Source organism: Mesorhizobium sp. CA6, assembly GCF_020165035.1.
In the GTDB taxonomy this organism is placed as follows: domain Bacteria; phylum Pseudomonadota; class Alphaproteobacteria; order Rhizobiales; family Rhizobiaceae; genus Mesorhizobium.
Window position 1 is genome coordinate 440913 of sequence record NZ_JAIUHI010000001.1, and the last position, 15263, is coordinate 456175.

Consider the following 15263-nt stretch of genomic DNA (forward strand, 5'->3'; position numbering starts at 1 on the left):
CCAGAGGGCAGGCCGTCTTGATTAGCGACGTTTGCGCTTTACGCCGAACGTCGCCGAAAGTGGAAGAGCGCTTCCTCGATAGTGGGTCTCGCGATGTAGCGGTCCTCCGCTACCACTACCCACTTCAAACCACTATCCTAAGTAATGGTTGCGCTAGAGTTGCCGCCCGATGCAGAGCGCTTTCCGGTATAGCGCACGTGCCGCCACCCACAAGGGCGGCGAGCTTACGTTTGACCTGGATCTCGAAGCCTTTGCGTGCAGGCTTAGGGTGCACCGTTACGCTGTGAACAAGCGCCCGAAAATTTTGGGTGAATGGCCCACAGTCGTCTGCGGCTGTTGCGTGGTCTGCCAACGCCTTTGAAAGAGCATCGACCGTTTCGATGTAGCGCTCCACGGTTGCAGGGTGGAGAGCGATGTTCGATGATGTCTCCTCGAGGGTGCGAGTTTAGCTTCGATCTGAAGCCGCTGTGCCTTGAGTTTAGCGATGCGTTGTTTGGCATCCTCTTCGGCAATGACGCTCCTGATAAAGGTCGATTGTGCGCTGGCGTTCGCTTCAATCCGGTCGCGCTTGGTTTCCAGTCTTGTGCTTGTTGCGCTGGCCTGCGCGGCCAGCTGACGGCGCTCTTCATTGTATTTGCAAATGTATGCTTCGATCAGCTCTGGCAACTTCAGCTGTTCGCGCATGCCCACCAGGACCGCCCTCTCGATCTCGGGCAGGCAGAGAATGCTCCTCAAAGGTGGGGTCCAGCTCGTCTCATCTCGCGCGCTGCAATAAACACGCGATCCGGATCGCCGTTCCGATCAAGGCAGACCCTATGTCGGACAGGCGACAATCCATCCCGACGCGGCGTGCTCACCAGTTGGCGGTAGATGCGCCGTCCAAATTATCAAGATGGCCTCCAGGGAAAAGTTCCCGACCGCCACTTTAGCAGCCTGTTGAAGATGCCCTTGGCCGCCAGACGAGCGCGACTATTTCCACAAATGTCTGGTATGTGGGCACGGGGTTGACCGGCGTGACCTTCGCCGCGTGATTTGGCACGAGCAGCCCGGTGATAAGTGGTTGGAGCTGTATAGCTGAAAGCCGCAATCCATCAGGTGCCGAAGCATCCATTTGTCGTATGATAGGAAGAAAATGTCTCTTTTCCTACCTCAGGCGGATTGGTCGCTATTTCCGCAAGATAGTAGACGTAATGTCCTTTCGGTTTTCCGAAAAACTCGAACTGGTAGTGGTAACTCGATTTGGGATAGTAATGCCCTGTCAGAGGGGACCCTGCATCACGAGGTAGCTCCCAAGTAGGCGGCATTTTTTTTATTTCTTCAAAGTCGAAATAGCCGTCATTTTTCGGATAGTCAAAATGCCACAGTTTCAGACTAAGGGCCTTAATCTCAACGGTGGCGTTCCTATCGTTGGTAACAGTCACGTCGATTGTCGTACCACAAGTGCCAGGATCATTTACCGGTTTAAAAAAACCGATTGAAGACGAGACGTTCAGCTGTCGCGCGAATTGAGGAGCCTGCGTTTTGTCGAAGACAAAGAAGGCCCAAATCCCGGCGGCGATCACGCCGATTATCGAAAACACGTCCTTTACTAGACCGATTGTTGTTCCCAAATTTTCAGGCCCTTTCGTATCAGCCATATCAACCCCTTTTAGCAGATCCCATTGGGCGGGCAGCGTGTCAGAGAACATTCCAGTCATCATATCCACCGTCACCTAGCTTACTAGCAGATTGCAAAGTAATGCACTATCTGCAAGTATCTTTCTAAGGGGGACGATGCATGGACGACAGCCATTGGGCCTAGCAACTGCGCTCGCAAGGTCGGGCTACGCCGCCGACTATCTAAAAACTACGATACGGCCACGCTGGCTCCTGGTGATGCTAACGACACCAACGTAGCTTCTACAGACGGTTGATCCTTTCTATCCGCATAGCAACAACACACACATCGAGGGTGATGGGTGAACCCAGGATTGCAGTAATCCAGAAATACAAATGCGGAGGCGGCTACACGGGCAGTTATCCGACCGACGAAAGCAAGGCGACAGATAATTCTCTATGCGAAAAACGATCGACCGAGAGCTGCCCGAGAGGGGTGCCGATTTTCGGTAGGAGGATACAAGATTGAACGATACACATCTGCAGTCAGCGGCAAGGACCGCAATATCGGACGCACTGAAGGCCATAAATATACTGACGGGCGGTTCCGTCGTGGTCATATTGGCTTTTGTCAGCGCCATCTATTACCCAAATGCAGGAACAGCTCTCGCTGTAGCCAAATCAGTACGCATATTTGCACTCGGCGCGATTTGCGGCACACTGGCGTCGATTTTCTTGGCGGCCTCTCAATACTGCTATTCTGTCGCCATGGAAAAGGCATCCTCTCGCCTACAATCCAGGGGTGATCTCTTCCGCAATATGGCGATTGTCGCCGCGGCATTGGCATTCGTGGCTGTTCCTGTGGGCTTCTATTTTGCTTGGTTTTATGGCCTGGCCCCGGTGATCAGTAAGATCCCGGGCATAACCCCATGGGGCTTTTGGGATTGACACAAAGCCGCTCAAATGACGGCCCGCCGGGGCCACTGAATGCCAGCGACGGGTAACGGTAACGCCGGACTACATCATCTGCCTGGAAGACGGGAAGAAATTCAAATCGTTGAAAAGGCATCTCGCGGTACATTACCGGCTCACTCCAGACGAATACCGTGAGAAGTGGGGATTGAAGCCGGACTACCCGATGGTTGCGCCGAACTATGCAGCCCAAAGATCTTCGCTAGCGAAGGCAGCGGGGCTGGGACGCAAACCGCAACCTATCCCGACCCGAAAGGCACCTGCCAAGAAGCCAAGCGCTTCGTGAAGCGGCCGTTGGTGCGTCAAACCTCGGGGCACCGTGAAGGGCAGTTAGCCAAGCGCGACCGTGGGCCGAGCCACCCTAATTGTGAGCGATCTTCGGTGACGATTACGCGCTATGCGGAGCGTCGCCGATAGCAAAAGAGTGCGTCTCCGATGTAGGTCTAGCGATGTAGCGGTCTACCGGCTCGTCCCACAGAACGGAACTTCGATCACGTTTACACCATTGCGGATTGAGACGCGCGTTGTTGTGCGCGCACAATTCGAGCGGAGGTCGCAATGCAGAAGGTACGAAAACTTACGACAACTCCTAGTCGCCCTCTGATTGTGGAATGGTGTGGTGACGGCTTTAGGTCACGTCTCCGGACGGTCCGCTTCTGGCAAGCGCTAGGCAGTAAGCTGCCGTTCTGGATCTGAGTGATCAGGCAAAGTTTGTCCGGCCAGCTTTCGACTTAATTTTGGATGTATAGGAGGCTTCCGATGCCGCCCAAATGCGGACAGGCGGTCTTGGACTGCAGAATCGAAAAGCGGACATTTCGGTAGACTAAGGACTCGGCTCACGACGGCCTGAGAAGCCGTTGTTGTGGGCTTAATTCTGCTTGCTTGAAACCAGGCATCTATGCAGGTTGTCTAGAAGAAAAAATTGGTGAGGTACCGCCTGGCCATGAGCCTGTCGCAAACCGATTTTGTGCGCGATTGGCTGGCGCAATTTTCCGAACCGGAACGTCCGGTGGCCGCGCAGTTGGCCGACGCCGTCATGTTGGTCAGCCACGACGCCTTTTATAGGGGGCTGCGCTTGCTGCTCGACGAGACCACCACGAACCGCGACGAGGGCGATCAGGACCGGCCAATAGCGCTGTTCGCCGAGCGTGCCGTCGAGACCCGCGATACCAAGGATAGCGACAATGGCTTCGTCCGCCACGAAGTCCTGCCCTTCTTTCCTGGTACCGACGAGGGGCGCGCCACAGGCGCCGGCATGCCGCCCATCGTCGTCGATCCAAGCGATCAAGAGGTTGGCAGCGAAGGGGCGATCGCCAACTTCATTACCGGATACGAGCGCCTGCATCGGGACCGGGTGCTGAGCCATCCCGGACCCGACGCGCTGCGCACCCGCCGCGTCGGTCACATTGTCATCGTTGCCGACTTCATCGGCTCGGGCAAGCGCGTCTGGGAAATGCTCGAGGCGTTCTGGCGTGTCGCCACGATCCGCAGCTGGCACTCCTATGGCCTCGTCAGCTTTGCCGTGGTTGCCTATTCCGGGACTGAAGATGGGCTGAAACACGTCCGGTCGCACCGCTCGGTGCCAAACGTCCGTGTGGTCCATGCCTGCCCCACCATCTTCACTACATTTGTCGGCGCGGAGCGCGATGCGGTCGAGGCACTCTGCCGCGCCCATCCGCACAAAAGCCGCTATCCGTTCGGCTTCGGTTGGGCCGGCGCGCTCATCGCCTTCTCGCATGGCATGCCCAACAATGCGCCGCCGGTCCTACACAGCGATCGAAAGGGATGGGTACCGCTCTTTCGCAACCGCAGCGCGCTCGGCGCCGACATGCACTTTCCGGCGGCAAATGCCGATGCCCTTGCCGAGCGCGCTCGGGCGGTCCTGCAAATCCGGACGGCAGAGCGATTCCTCGCTGATCCAACCCGTCGGCGCTGGGTCGAAACGATGCTGGTTCTGACTGCGCTCAAGGAAGGATCGCGCACAGCGGCCAGCGCTTCTGCTCGCACGCGGCTGTCGTTCGCCGATGTCGAGCAGATCCTTGTGTTCACCCGCATCGCCGGCTGGACGAGCCTGCGCAATACGCTGACTGTCCTAGGCCAGCGCGAGCTTCGGCGACTTCAATTACGACGCGCCCGCACGGTAGTGCTTCCCACCGAGGACTTGCCCTACTATTATCCTAGCCAGTTGAGGGCTCGGTGAGGGAGTTTAGAAATGCGCCGCGCAAGCGGCGACGGGTTCCTGGGGAACCTGGGGCTAGGGATTTCCCGGGTCCATACATCGGAGCAGGACCTTCGCGCTGCGCGAGACAGCAAGTCACGGCTGGCGGAGTCTTGGACGAGACTTGCTATCCCACCCACCTGAGTGGGTCGAAGTAGATGTCCGCACCGAGCCCTCAACGCTATGCATCGGGCGCTAGCCGCCAGGGCATCGATGCAGTCACGCTTGAAAATGCACTGGCGACGCTCGCCCGTATCCGAGCGACCGACCCTCGTATTACCCCGGTCCTGACTCTTCGCCATTTCTCGGTGCTGACCGAGCTACCCTATCTATTCCTGCGCCGAACGGTCGCGCGTCGAGGGCACGCCGAATACCGCTTCGTCCTTCTGAAGAAGCGTATCCCAGGACGATCCGCCAAGCGGATGATCTCGATTCCGCCGAAAAGCCTAGCGGTTGCGCAGCGCTGGCTGGTCGATCATGTCCTTCGCTATGCGCCCGTTCATCCGGTGAGCTTTGCCTTCCATCCAGAATCCTCGCCCGTCCAGGCCGCTGAGCAGCACCCCAACACCAAATGGCTGTTGAAGGTGGATATCGAGGACTTCTTCCACTCAGTGAGCGAAGGGACGGTCTCAGCAATTTTTACGCGGCTCGGCTTCCCCAAGTTGCTTGCCTTCGAGTTCGCTCGGCTCTGCACCATTGGGCTCGATCGAGGGCCGGGAAAGAATCCTGCACCGCACGCGGGTCCCATAAGCTTCTACGCGCTTGGCTACGAAGGCTTTCTGCCGCAGGGCGCGCCAACGAGCCCGATGCTCGCCAATCTTGCAATGCTCCGTATCGATACGCTTCTTGCAAGCCTCGCCGAGGAACGCGGGCTGCGTTACTCGCGCTATGCCGACGATCTCACCTTTTCCACTGATACCGATCGCACTCTAGTGGAGATGCGCCGGCTTCAGCGCGACGTGTGCGGAATCCTTAACGACTCGGGGTTTCGGCACAATCAGCGCAAGACCGGGATCCGCGGTCCTGGCACGCGCCGGATCGTCTTGGGCATGCTGGTCGACGGCCCGATGCCTCGCCTACAGCGCGCCTATAAGGACATGATCCGTCTTCATCTACATTATCTCTCCTCACCCGCCTATGGGCCTGCTAAGCATGCGTTGGCGCGAAAAACCGGCGTCTCGAGTCTCTATCACCATGTCCGCGGCCTGATCAGTTGGGCCCAGCAGGTCGAACCAGCCTTTGGCCAGCAAGCGCTCGAGCAATTCGCCTCGGCGGACTGGCCGCCTATCCAGCCCCGCCAGATCGAGGGGCGGCTGGGATGACTGAGCTCTCGCCGCCAGGCGCATATCCTAGGATATCGTACTAAACACCCATCTCAGTGCTGGACCGCTTCAGTCACGAACCGTAATTTGAGCCAATGGCAGAAGATGCTCAACGGCCGGCCGACGTCGCGCCCTATATTCGACACCTGTCGATCAAGCAGTTCAGGGGAATCGAAGCGCTCTCGTAGTTCCCCGACAAGGGCATGAACGTACTCCTGGGCGGCGGCGACGTGGGCAAGAGCACCATCTTGGACGCCATCGCGATGCTCCTCAGCCCGACCAATGCGGCAACCTTGTCCGACGCAGACTATTGGCGGCGCCGGCACGAGGACGGCTTCGAGATCGTCACCGCCATGGCGCTGCCTCCGAACTGTGGCATTGTCGAGCAACGCAAGGCGAGCTGGCCTTGGGAATGGAGCGCGAACGGCCCGAAACTCCTGATCATGAGGCCAACGGCGGACAGCCGCTTGACCCCGTCTTCTGCGTGCGCGTCTGTGGGACGCCCGATTTTGAACTGCAGCACGAAATCTGCCAGCCCGACGACAGCGTCGATCATTTCCCGGTTTCGGTCCGCCGTAATGTCGGCGTTGTGCGGCTCGGGGGCTGGGGTGCGGGAACACGGCGGCTTGCGGCGCTCGAGGTCGCGGCGGCCCATCACGCCGAACACCCAATCATGGTAGTCGATGAGATCGAACGCGGCTTAGAACCCTACCGCCAGCGCATTCTGGTCGAGGACCTGCTCGCGAGCCCCGTTGACGACGCGGCCCGGTATTTCTCCTACATAGGCCTCTCGTCTGCATTCGGGAAGCCGTGAAGACGGCTGCTATGGCTGAGATGGAACGCTTGCAATCGAAGTGCGGCGGCCATCCGCCCCTTCCTGCTTCATGTCCTACCCTGCGGCTTCCATCGCATTCGGCACTACGGCCTGCTCGCCGGTGGATCCCGCAAAGCCGGCCTCGCGCTCGCCCGCAAACTCCTGGGCGTGGCTGCGCGACTCCACCCTGGAAGCTCCGACGAACCGGAGGACTCGCCCCTGCTGCGGTGGCGGCATGATCATCATCGAGGTGTTCGAACGGTGGCAGCAGCCGCGCGGAGCGCCGGGCGCTACGGCAGCCGCCCCATGATCCGGCATGATATGAGCCAGCCTCCAACCGCAGGCCCGCAGCCTCCGGGGACGGGACCACGCACGCCCATGGTGATCATCGAAGCAGCGCCAAGCCGCTCATCGTGCGGGGGTGCCGCGCGGAGGCGCAACGAAGCGGCCTGTTCGCGTCCATCCCCACTCTTCCCAACGGCGGTCGCGCCATTGGTGACACCAGCCGAAAACCGAAATCCCCGTAGCCTTCGCCTGTGGTCCGCGCCAATAATGGCTTCCCCCTTTAGGGCGCGGTACGCCGCGCCTAGGCGCGCTAACTTGCTCTCGCTCCCCGTGTCATCTAACATTTCCAAGCGGGAGCACCGCCTAGCGCGCCGCGACGGTTGCGTTCTCCTCGAACGCAAAAACCGCCTCGGTCAGACCGGGATGGTTATTGAGTTATGATAAAATTGGTTGCGGGGACACGCAACCACCGATACCGACAATCACTGATCGTTTCGATTTGACGATGCCAAGCCACACCAAGTTGGTGTTTTGGTGGGCCCGGAGGGACTCGAACCCCCAACCAAGCGGTTATGAGCCGCCGGCTCTAACCATTGAGCTACAGGCCCCACGCGGGCTGGCTTAGTGTTTTTCTTGTCGTCGCACAAGGCTTTCGAAAGCTCTGGCGCAAAACGCCAAAATCAGCCCATATTCGCGCCGTAGAGCGGCCTGCGCCCATATGGCGCGAGAAAGGTCCAGCCCTTGCACCGCACTGCAGGAATCGGCGCCCTTTGCGGGTCGAGGCAGATGCAGCACGGGGGGCGGACCGCAGACTTCGAGGAGTTTCATGACCAGACAACTTTTGCCCATCGCGCTCGCTGCCGCGGTCGCGTTCCCGGCGCTGGCGAGCGCCGCCGACATCCAGCCTCCGCCACGCATCATCGTGTCCGGCGAAGGCGAAGCGACCGTGGCGCCGGACATGGCGATCCTTTCGCTCAGCGTGATGCGCGAGGCCAAAAGCGCGCGCGAAGCGCTCGACGCCAACAACGACGCCATGGCGGCGGTGATCGCGGCGATGAAATCCGCCGGCATTGCAGAACGCGACCTGCAGACCGCCGGCATCCAGATCAACCCGCGCTACAACTACACCAGCAAGGCCGACGGCAGCCAGGAAGCCGAGCTCGTCGCCTATCAGGTGACCAACACGCTGTCGGTGCGCGTGCGCGACGTCGACAAGACCGGCGAGATTCTGGACAAGGCGGTGTCGCTCGGCGTCAACCAGGGCGGCGGCATTGCTTTTACCAACGATAATCCGAAGGCCACGATCACCGAGGCGCGCAAGAAGGCCGTCGCCGACGCGATGGCCAAGGCAAAGACCCTCGCCGAAGCGGCGGGCGTCAGTCTGGGCAAGGTGCTCGAGATCGCCGACCAGAATGTCGCGCCGGTGCCGATGCCGATGGCGGCCAAGTCGTTCGATGCGGCCCGTTCGGCCGTCCCCGTGCAGGCCGGCGAGAATTCCTACAACGTCCAGGTCACGGTCACCTTCGAGCTGAGGTGACATCCGGCCCAGCCGCGGACATGCCGTTAGAGCAATTCCAGGAAAAGTGTGAGCGGTTTTTCCGTCCGGAATTGCGTCAAAACAAAGAGATAGAGCGGTTCGCCGTTTCCGTGAAACGGTGAAACGCTCTAGCAAAACGCCCCGCAGGATCATCCTGCGGGGCGTTTTCGAGCCGCGCCTCATCTTGAGGGGCTCAGCTACTCATAGGCGATCCTCGCAGAGGATCGTCCGCATAAGCGATCCTCGAACGGGATCGCCCTTTCAGCCTCAGCGATAGATGATCGGGCAGCCGCGCTCGTTGGCGAACACCACCACGACACGGTCGCCATACTGGCGACCTGCCACCTTCACGGTACGGCGGCTGATGTCGACGATGCGGGCGCGGTGCAGACCCATGCGCTCGGCCTTGTCGAGGGCGCGGTCCGGCGAACAGCCGCGCCAGTCGCGGTCGCGGCGCCAGTCGCGGCGATAACCGTCATCGTCGCCGGTGTAGATGCCGAAACGCGGGTCGTGCCTGTCCCCGAAACCGAGATAGAGGCTGTCCGCATGTGCCGGAATGGCCGTCAAAGTGCCAAGCCCGACAAGGGCCGAAAGGGCTGCCGTCCTGATCGTGTTGAACATCGTCTTCTCTCCTTATTGTGGGCTGTCGCCCGTAGAACCGATGATTGGAAAATGCCTTTTTGCATCTGAACCTTCCGCGAACCGGCCATTCATGTCCGGTTCATATAAGCGCGAACCCGCCAGGGTTCGTCGCTCGTGCCAAAACCGCGAACCCCTTAGGCGCGAACCCGCCAGGGTTCGTCGCTCGTAAGTGCGTAAAAGCGAGGCCCCTCAGGTTTCTAAACGCGAACCCGCAGGTTTCGTCGTTCCTCGTCAAAAGCGCCTCGTCAGCGTTCGTCATCTAGAGGCGAACCCGTCAGGGTTCGTCGTCCAGACGCGAACTGCTAAGGTTCGTCGTCCAATATATAATCAAAATAATCGTCCGGGTCGGCCAGATCGGTTTCCTTGGCCTTCACCCGGCCCCGGATCGAGATGCCGGCCTCGTGCACGGTCTCAGCGCTTCCCGAAACAAGTCTGTGCCACCAGTAGAGATCATGGCCCTCGGCAATAAGCCGGTAGGCACAGGTTTTTGGCAGCCAGGTGATGGTGCGCACATTCTGTGGCGTCAGGCCGACGCAATCGGGCACCCGCGCCAGGCGGTTTGCATAGTCGGAGCAGCGGCAGTTCTCGGCGTCGAACAGCCTGCAGCCCACGCTTGTCCAGAAGATCTCGCCCGTATCCTCATCCTCGAGCTTGGACAGGCAGCATTTGCCGCAGCCGTCGCAAAGCGATTCCCATTCGGCCGGGGTCATCGCCTCAAGCGTCTTGGTTTTCCAGAATGGCGCGGTCATTTGGCTGGATTTGGCCCTCCGCGGTCTTCCGGTCAAGCGCTGTGTGGCGGCGACCCAGTATCAACATTAGAAAAACACGAAATTGCCTTCAAAAGGCCGGCCAGGCATCCTTGGTTGGCGCCAATGCCTGACGGAACCAATTATGGTTGATGAAAGTTTGGGCAGGGATGGGACCCCATTAGGAGAAATCGATATGAAACGCCAACCACGGATTCTGGCGGGCACGGCAATCGGCCTGCTTATGGCATCCGCGCCGTTGGGCGCGTACCCGCTTCAGGGGGGTGTCGCTTCCGGCGGCCTGCACGGAGCGCCGCTCGTGCTGGCTCAGGCCGCCTGCGCCGAAGGCCAGTCGGCCGAAGAATGCGCGCGAGGCGGAGCCGAACAGCCGCGTAGAAAGAAGCGCGAGCAGCAGCAGCAAAGCGAATCGGCGCCGGCCGAACAGGCCGCGCCCGCCGAATCCGAGCAACAGCCGCGCAAGAAGCGGCACGAGCAGCAGCAGACGGAGGGCGCCCAGTCCGGGGAAGCTGCACCGGCCGAGCAGCAGTTCAAGCCACGCAAGAAGCGCGACCAACAGCAGCAGATCGAGGCGGCACCCGCCGACCAGGGCGGCCAGCCTGCGGCCGACGAGCAGCAATTCAAGCCGCGCAAGAAGCGTGACCAGCAGCAGCAGATCGAGGCTGCACCCGCCGACCAGGGCGGCCAGCCCGCGGCCGAGGAGCAGCAGCCGCGCAAGAAGAAGCGCAACCAGCAGCAGATCGAAGCGGCGCCAGCCGACCAGCAGCCCGCGGAACAGGTCGCGCCTGCCGCCGACGACCAGCAGCAAGGCAACCAGGGCCGCAAGAAGCGCAAGCACGATCAGCAGCAGACTGAGGGTGCGCCCGCCGGCCAAGCCGGCGAGCAGGTTGCCCCGACCGAACAGACTGCTCCCGCCAACGACAACCAGCAAGGCGGCAATCAGCTCAGGAAGAAGCTTAAGCAGAACCAGCAGGGTGAGACCGCCCCGACCGAGCAGACGCAGACCAACGAGCCGGCCAAGAAGCGGGCGCCGGCCGGTGAGCCCGTGCCGCAGGCCAAGCCGCTGCAGAATGGCGAGCAGCCAGCCCAGGGCGAACAGGCCCAGGACAACAAGAAGCGTGGCAAGAAGCCGAACGCGGAACAGCCCGCGACAGGTGAACAACCCGCGACCGGCGAACAGCCACAGACCGGAGAGCAGACAAAGACCGGCCGCAAGCCCCTCACCGGCGAGCAGCAACCCGCAACCGGCGAGCAGCCGGCCAATGGCAATCAGCCGGCGAACAACAACCAGCCTGCCAATGGCAACGCCGCGCAGGGCGAAACCGCCAATCCGAACGAGGCGCCCGTCCTGGACAGCCAGAAAGATGCCATACGCAAGCACCGGGGCCGCAACGACAACGGCCAGAACGGCGGGGCCCAGACCGGTGGCGCTCAAATCGAAAATGGCCAGGCCGGCAACGGCCAGAACGCCAATCAGGCCGGACAGCAGCAAGGTGGCGAGCAGGCGCAGAGGCCGGCTCCGGTCGATCAGGGGCCGCCGCCCACCGACGACAAGTCGGCGCAGCAGGCGATCAAGCCCGAAAAGATCGTCCCAGTGGACCAGGAGAAAGGCAAGCGGATCGAGCTTACGCCCGAGCAGGTTGTCCGAGAGCGCCGCCGGCCGCAGGGTGCCGACGTGGTGAAGCAGTTCGGCGACCGGGTGATCCTTCAGTTCAACAACCAAACATTCGTGGAAAGCAACGAAGCTCCTCGCATCACCCGCGGCGCCAGGGATGTTTACTACGAGGATCTTTCGGGCGGCCGCACCCGCGAAATCGTGGAGCGCGACAACGGCGTCAGGATCATCACCATCCGCAACCGTAATGGCGACGTCATCCGGCGATCGCGCGTTACATCGGATGGCCGCGAATACGTGCTGAGCTATGTCGACGAGCGCTACTATAACGATGTCGACGAGTGGCGCGATCCCGGCGACGACCTGCCACCGATGCGGCTCGACATCCCGCGCCGGGACTACATCCTGGATTCGGAGGAAGTCGAGGATCCGGACGAATATTATACCTTCCTCGAGCAGCCACCTGTGGAAAGGGTGCAGCGTCTCTACTCGATTGACGAGGTCAAGCGCTCGGCCCGCGTGCGCGACATCGCCCGGCGTATCGACCTCGACACGCTGAACTTCGATTTCGGCTCGGCGACGCTCTCCGACACCGAAGTGCAAAAGCTCGAAGGCGTCGCCACCGCCATGGAAAAGCTTCTGAAGAAGAACCCGGCCGAGACCTTCCTGATCGAAGGCCACACCGACGCCGTCGGCACGCCGGACGCGAACCTCGCTCTGTCGGACCGCCGCGCCGAGGCGGTGGCCGAGGCGCTCACCAACGCCTTTGGCATCCCGGCCGAGAACCTCACCACGCAGGGCTATGGCGAGGAGTATCTCAAGGTGAACACGCCCGGTCCGAACCGCGAGAACCGGCGTGTCGCCATCCGCCGCATCACCTCGCTGGTGGCGCCGGTGGCGAGCAACAGCGAGCAACAATGAGCGTTTGATTTCAAGATCCTGCCCGGATCTGCAGAATCAGCGCGCAAGACGGGCCCGTCCGCTTCGGACGGGCCTTTTTTCCTTACCGGCTCAAAAAGAATTGTCCTGCCTGGCCCGGCCTGCTCATTGAATCGCCGCATTGCGGCACCCAGATTCCAGATAGGGCGTTCCCTGCCCTGTCCCGACTCCAGCGGGACACGTTGAGCCCCGCCGGGCCCCCTCCCCGGCGGGGTTTTTTGCCTTGAAAACCTGTGTCACCTGGCCGAAATACGTCCAGAGCAATTCCAGGAACAGTGTGAGCGGTTAGGCTCGGCGCCTTCGCCGTAGCCTTCCGTCCGGACTTGCGTCAAAACAAAAGATAGAGCGGTTCGCCGTTTCCGTGAACGGTGAAACGCTCTATCGCAATTGACCGGAGCCTTCATGAAGCGTCTCGAACTCGCCATCGAATCCGTTATCCTGGCCTCGCGCTGGCTGCTGGTCGCCTTCTATCTCGGGCTCGGCGTGGCGCTGGCGATCTACGCGCTGTCCTTCGGCAAGAAGCTCTATGAGTTCGTCATGAGCGCCTTCACGCTCGGCGACACCGACACGATCCTGAAGATGCTCGGTCTGATCGACGCGGCGCTTGTCGCCTCGCTGGTGGTGATGGTGATCATCTCGGGCTACGAGAATTTCGTCAGCCGCTTCGACGAGCAGGACGGCGAGGTCCATTGGCTGGGCACAATCGATGTCGGCTCGCTGAAGGTCAAGGTCGCCTCGACCATCGTTGCCATCTCCTCCATCCACCTTTTGCAGGTGTTCCTGAATTCGGTGTCCTACACGACCGACCAGCTGATGTGGCTGACCATCATCCACCTCGCCTTCGTCGTCTCGGCGCTGATGCTGGCCTATATCGACCGCGTCATGGCGCTCGCCAAGGGCAAGAAGGCCGAGATGGATTGAGGCGGACCCGGTCCGTCAGTAGATCCTTTTTACCTCCGTCTGCGAGTTCGCGAACACCTCGTCGGGAACGAAGAAGTCGCCCGCCAGCTGATCGGCCGCGCCCGGCGCATAGATCGAGAAGTCCGTCACGCCTTCGGCGCGCAGCACCTCTTCGTCGATGTAGAAATTGCCAGTCGCCTCGCGCGACGGGCGCATGAAGATCGCATGCGCGGCGTCGGCCATGATGTCGGGTGAGCGGCTCATCGCGGCCACTGTTGCACCGCCCAGAAGATTGCGCACGGCCGCGGTATCGATGGTGGAGATCGGCCATAGCGAATTGACCGCGATACCGTCCTTGGCGAATTCGGCGCTCATGCCCAGCGTGCACATCGACATGCCGAACTTGGCCATTGTGTAGGCGACATGGTTCTTGAACCACTTGGCCTTCATGTCGAGCGGGGGCGCCAGATTCAGGATGTGAGGATTGTTTGCCAACTTAAGGTGGGGAATGCACATTTTGGAGACGAGGAAGGTGCCGCGCGTGTTGATCTGGTGCATCAGATCGTAGCGCTTCATGTCCGTCTCCAGCGTGCCGGTGAGCTGGATGGCGCTGGCATTGTTGACGCAGATGTCGATGCCGCCGAACCGCTCGACGGTTCTTGCCACCGCATCGGCGACCTGGACCTCGTCGCGAATGTCGCAAAGCACCGGCAGCGCCTTGCCGCCGGCCTGCTCGATCTCTTCCGCCGCGCTGTAGATGGTGCCCGGCAGCTTCGGATGCGGCTCGGCGGTCTTGGCCGCGATCGTCACATTGGCGCCGTCGCGCGCCGCGCGCAACGCGATCGCCAACCCGATGCCGCGCGATCCGCCCGAGATGAACAGCGTCTTTCCGTGGAGCGACATTTTTTGCATCCCTCTTCAATTGGGAAGGCAACTTGCGCGGGCGACACACTTGGCGCAAGAGCCGAAGGGGACGGGCCGAGATTACGCAACGTCGTGCGGACAGGGTCAGACCAATACCAGCCCCTGCCGCATCGCGATCGCAATCGCGTCGGTGCGGTTGGCGGCGCCGAGCTTGATCAGGATGGCGGCCACATGGAACTTCGCCGTGTGCACGGAAATGTTGAGCCGCCGGGCGATGACCTTGTTCGGCGCGCCTTCGGCCAGCAGAGCCAGCACCTCAGCCTCGCGGGGCGACAAAGCCGGGCGAGGCTGGTTGTCGTCAGGCGTCTCTTCCTCGGCAGGCTCGTCATCGTGGAAATCGCCATGCGCCTCCGACGGCGCCGCCCTGCCGACGCGGTAGCCTGAGGCCGCCAACCGCGCTGCGGCGGCGATCAGCAGGCCATCTGCGGAGGCAGGCAGCACGGCCAGCACATTGTCTGCCACCTGCTCGCTGCCCGCACGCCGCGAAAGCAGGACGATTGGGGTGGCCGAACTGACGACCCAGCCTTCCAGGCCGGCCTCATCGGCGATGGCGACATCCGCCATTTGGCCGACGCCGCTTCCAGCCAAGGCCGGCGCCAGATCGTCGCTCGCGGCCAGCGCATCGGCAAGTTGCTCGGCGCGCTGGGCATCGGCGAGCGCGACCAGCACCGTCAGCCGGTGAATTGCCGGCTCCGGTCTCGCGACTGCTTGTGCTGCGCTGTTTGCCATAGACCC

At 61.3% G+C, this 15263-nt stretch carries 15 protein-coding genes, 1 tRNA gene and 1 pseudogene; 9 read left to right on the forward strand and 8 right to left on the reverse strand.

The window, feature by feature from the left end; all coding sequences use genetic code 11:
• Window positions 1-276: 276 nt before the first annotated feature.
• Together LB526_RS01980 and LB526_RS01985 are read right to left on the reverse strand one after the other, a co-directional pair.
• Entirely contained in the window at window positions 277-690 is a 414-nt protein-coding gene (locus LB526_RS01980; RefSeq protein ID WP_224625878.1) for a hypothetical protein, read from the reverse strand.
• A gap of 401 nt (window positions 691-1091) precedes the next feature.
• A complete protein-coding gene (locus LB526_RS01985; RefSeq protein ID WP_224625879.1) occupies window positions 1092-1688 on the reverse strand; it encodes a hypothetical protein in 597 nt (198 codons plus the stop codon).
• Window positions 1689-2121: 433 nt separating this feature from the next.
• On the opposite strand from LB526_RS01985, the gene LB526_RS01990 reads away from it, so the two are divergent.
• The 6 genes and pseudogenes from LB526_RS01990 (at window position 2122) to LB526_RS29750 (ending at window position 7648) form a co-directional block, all read left to right on the forward strand.
• Entirely contained in the window at window positions 2122-2544 is a 423-nt protein-coding gene (locus tag LB526_RS01990; RefSeq protein ID WP_224625880.1) for a hypothetical protein, read from the forward strand.
• A gap of 49 nt (window positions 2545-2593) precedes the next feature.
• Window positions 2594-2854 (forward strand): annotated as a pseudogene (locus tag LB526_RS01995) (MucR family transcriptional regulator); the annotation flags it as partial.
• Window positions 2855-3511: 657 nt separating this feature from the next.
• Entirely contained in the window at window positions 3512-4768 is a 1257-nt protein-coding gene (locus LB526_RS02000; RefSeq protein WP_224625881.1) for a hypothetical protein, read from the forward strand.
• A 176-nt stretch (window positions 4769-4944) separates the two neighbouring features.
• Window positions 4945-6108 (forward strand): reverse transcriptase family protein, encoded by a 1164-nt coding sequence (locus LB526_RS02005; RefSeq protein ID WP_224625882.1) that lies wholly within the window; start codon window positions 4945-4947, stop codon window positions 6106-6108.
• 412 nt (window positions 6109-6520) lie between these two features.
• Window positions 6521-6922: a hypothetical protein gene (locus tag LB526_RS02010; protein WP_224625883.1), complete on the forward strand. Its 402-nt coding sequence runs from the start codon at window positions 6521-6523 to the stop codon at window positions 6920-6922.
• Between the two features lie 63 nt (window positions 6923-6985).
• The gene (locus LB526_RS29750) at window positions 6986-7648 is read left to right on the forward strand and encodes a hypothetical protein (RefSeq protein ID WP_411966997.1); all 663 of its coding nucleotides are present in this window, start codon (window positions 6986-6988) and stop codon (window positions 7646-7648) included.
• A gap of 91 nt (window positions 7649-7739) precedes the next feature.
• On the opposite strand, the gene LB526_RS02020 is transcribed toward LB526_RS29750, so the two are convergent.
• Window positions 7740-7815: transfer RNA gene (locus LB526_RS02020), tRNA-Ile, on the reverse strand.
• Between the two features lie 218 nt (window positions 7816-8033).
• Between LB526_RS02020 and LB526_RS02025 the strand changes: the two genes are divergently transcribed.
• Window positions 8034-8744: an SIMPL domain-containing protein gene (locus LB526_RS02025; RefSeq protein WP_224625884.1), complete on the forward strand. Its 711-nt coding sequence runs from the start codon at window positions 8034-8036 to the stop codon at window positions 8742-8744.
• A 267-nt stretch (window positions 8745-9011) separates the two neighbouring features.
• On the opposite strand, the gene LB526_RS02030 is transcribed toward LB526_RS02025, so the two are convergent.
• The 3 genes from LB526_RS02030 to LB526_RS02040 form a co-directional block, all read right to left on the reverse strand.
• Complete coding sequence (locus LB526_RS02030) at window positions 9012-9365, reverse strand: hypothetical protein (RefSeq protein ID WP_095766645.1); 354 nt, start codon at window positions 9363-9365, stop codon at window positions 9012-9014.
• A gap of 323 nt (window positions 9366-9688) precedes the next feature.
• Complete coding sequence (locus LB526_RS02035; protein ID WP_095766643.1) at window positions 9689-10135, reverse strand: YcgN family cysteine cluster protein; 447 nt, start codon at window positions 10133-10135, stop codon at window positions 9689-9691.
• A gap of 178 nt (window positions 10136-10313) precedes the next feature.
• Window positions 10314-11873, reverse strand: a complete 1560-nt coding sequence (locus LB526_RS02040; protein ID WP_224625885.1) for a hypothetical protein — start codon at window positions 11871-11873, stop codon at window positions 10314-10316.
• On the opposite strand from LB526_RS02040, the gene LB526_RS29685 reads away from it, so the two are divergent.
• Both LB526_RS29685 and LB526_RS02050 read left to right on the forward strand, forming a co-directional pair.
• Window positions 11826-12686, forward strand: coding sequence for an OmpA family protein (locus LB526_RS29685; protein ID WP_224625886.1), 861 nt, complete (start codon window positions 11826-11828; stop codon window positions 12684-12686). The genes LB526_RS02040 and LB526_RS29685 overlap by 48 nt on opposite strands.
• A gap of 420 nt (window positions 12687-13106) precedes the next feature.
• Window positions 13107-13625, forward strand: a complete 519-nt coding sequence (locus LB526_RS02050; RefSeq protein ID WP_224530384.1) for a TIGR00645 family protein — start codon at window positions 13107-13109, stop codon at window positions 13623-13625.
• A 15-nt stretch (window positions 13626-13640) separates the two neighbouring features.
• Here LB526_RS02050 and LB526_RS02055 read toward each other — a convergent pair whose 3' ends face one another.
• Together LB526_RS02055 and LB526_RS02060 are read right to left on the reverse strand one after the other, a co-directional pair.
• Window positions 13641-14507 carry an SDR family oxidoreductase gene (locus tag LB526_RS02055; RefSeq protein ID WP_224530381.1) on the reverse strand — a complete coding sequence of 289 codons (867 nt, stop codon included), beginning with the start codon at window positions 14505-14507 and terminating at the stop codon, window positions 13641-13643.
• A 105-nt stretch (window positions 14508-14612) separates the two neighbouring features.
• Window positions 14613-15257: a helix-turn-helix transcriptional regulator gene (locus LB526_RS02060; RefSeq protein ID WP_095766639.1), complete on the reverse strand. Its 645-nt coding sequence runs from the start codon at window positions 15255-15257 to the stop codon at window positions 14613-14615.
• Between the last annotated feature and the right edge of the window lie 6 nt (window positions 15258-15263).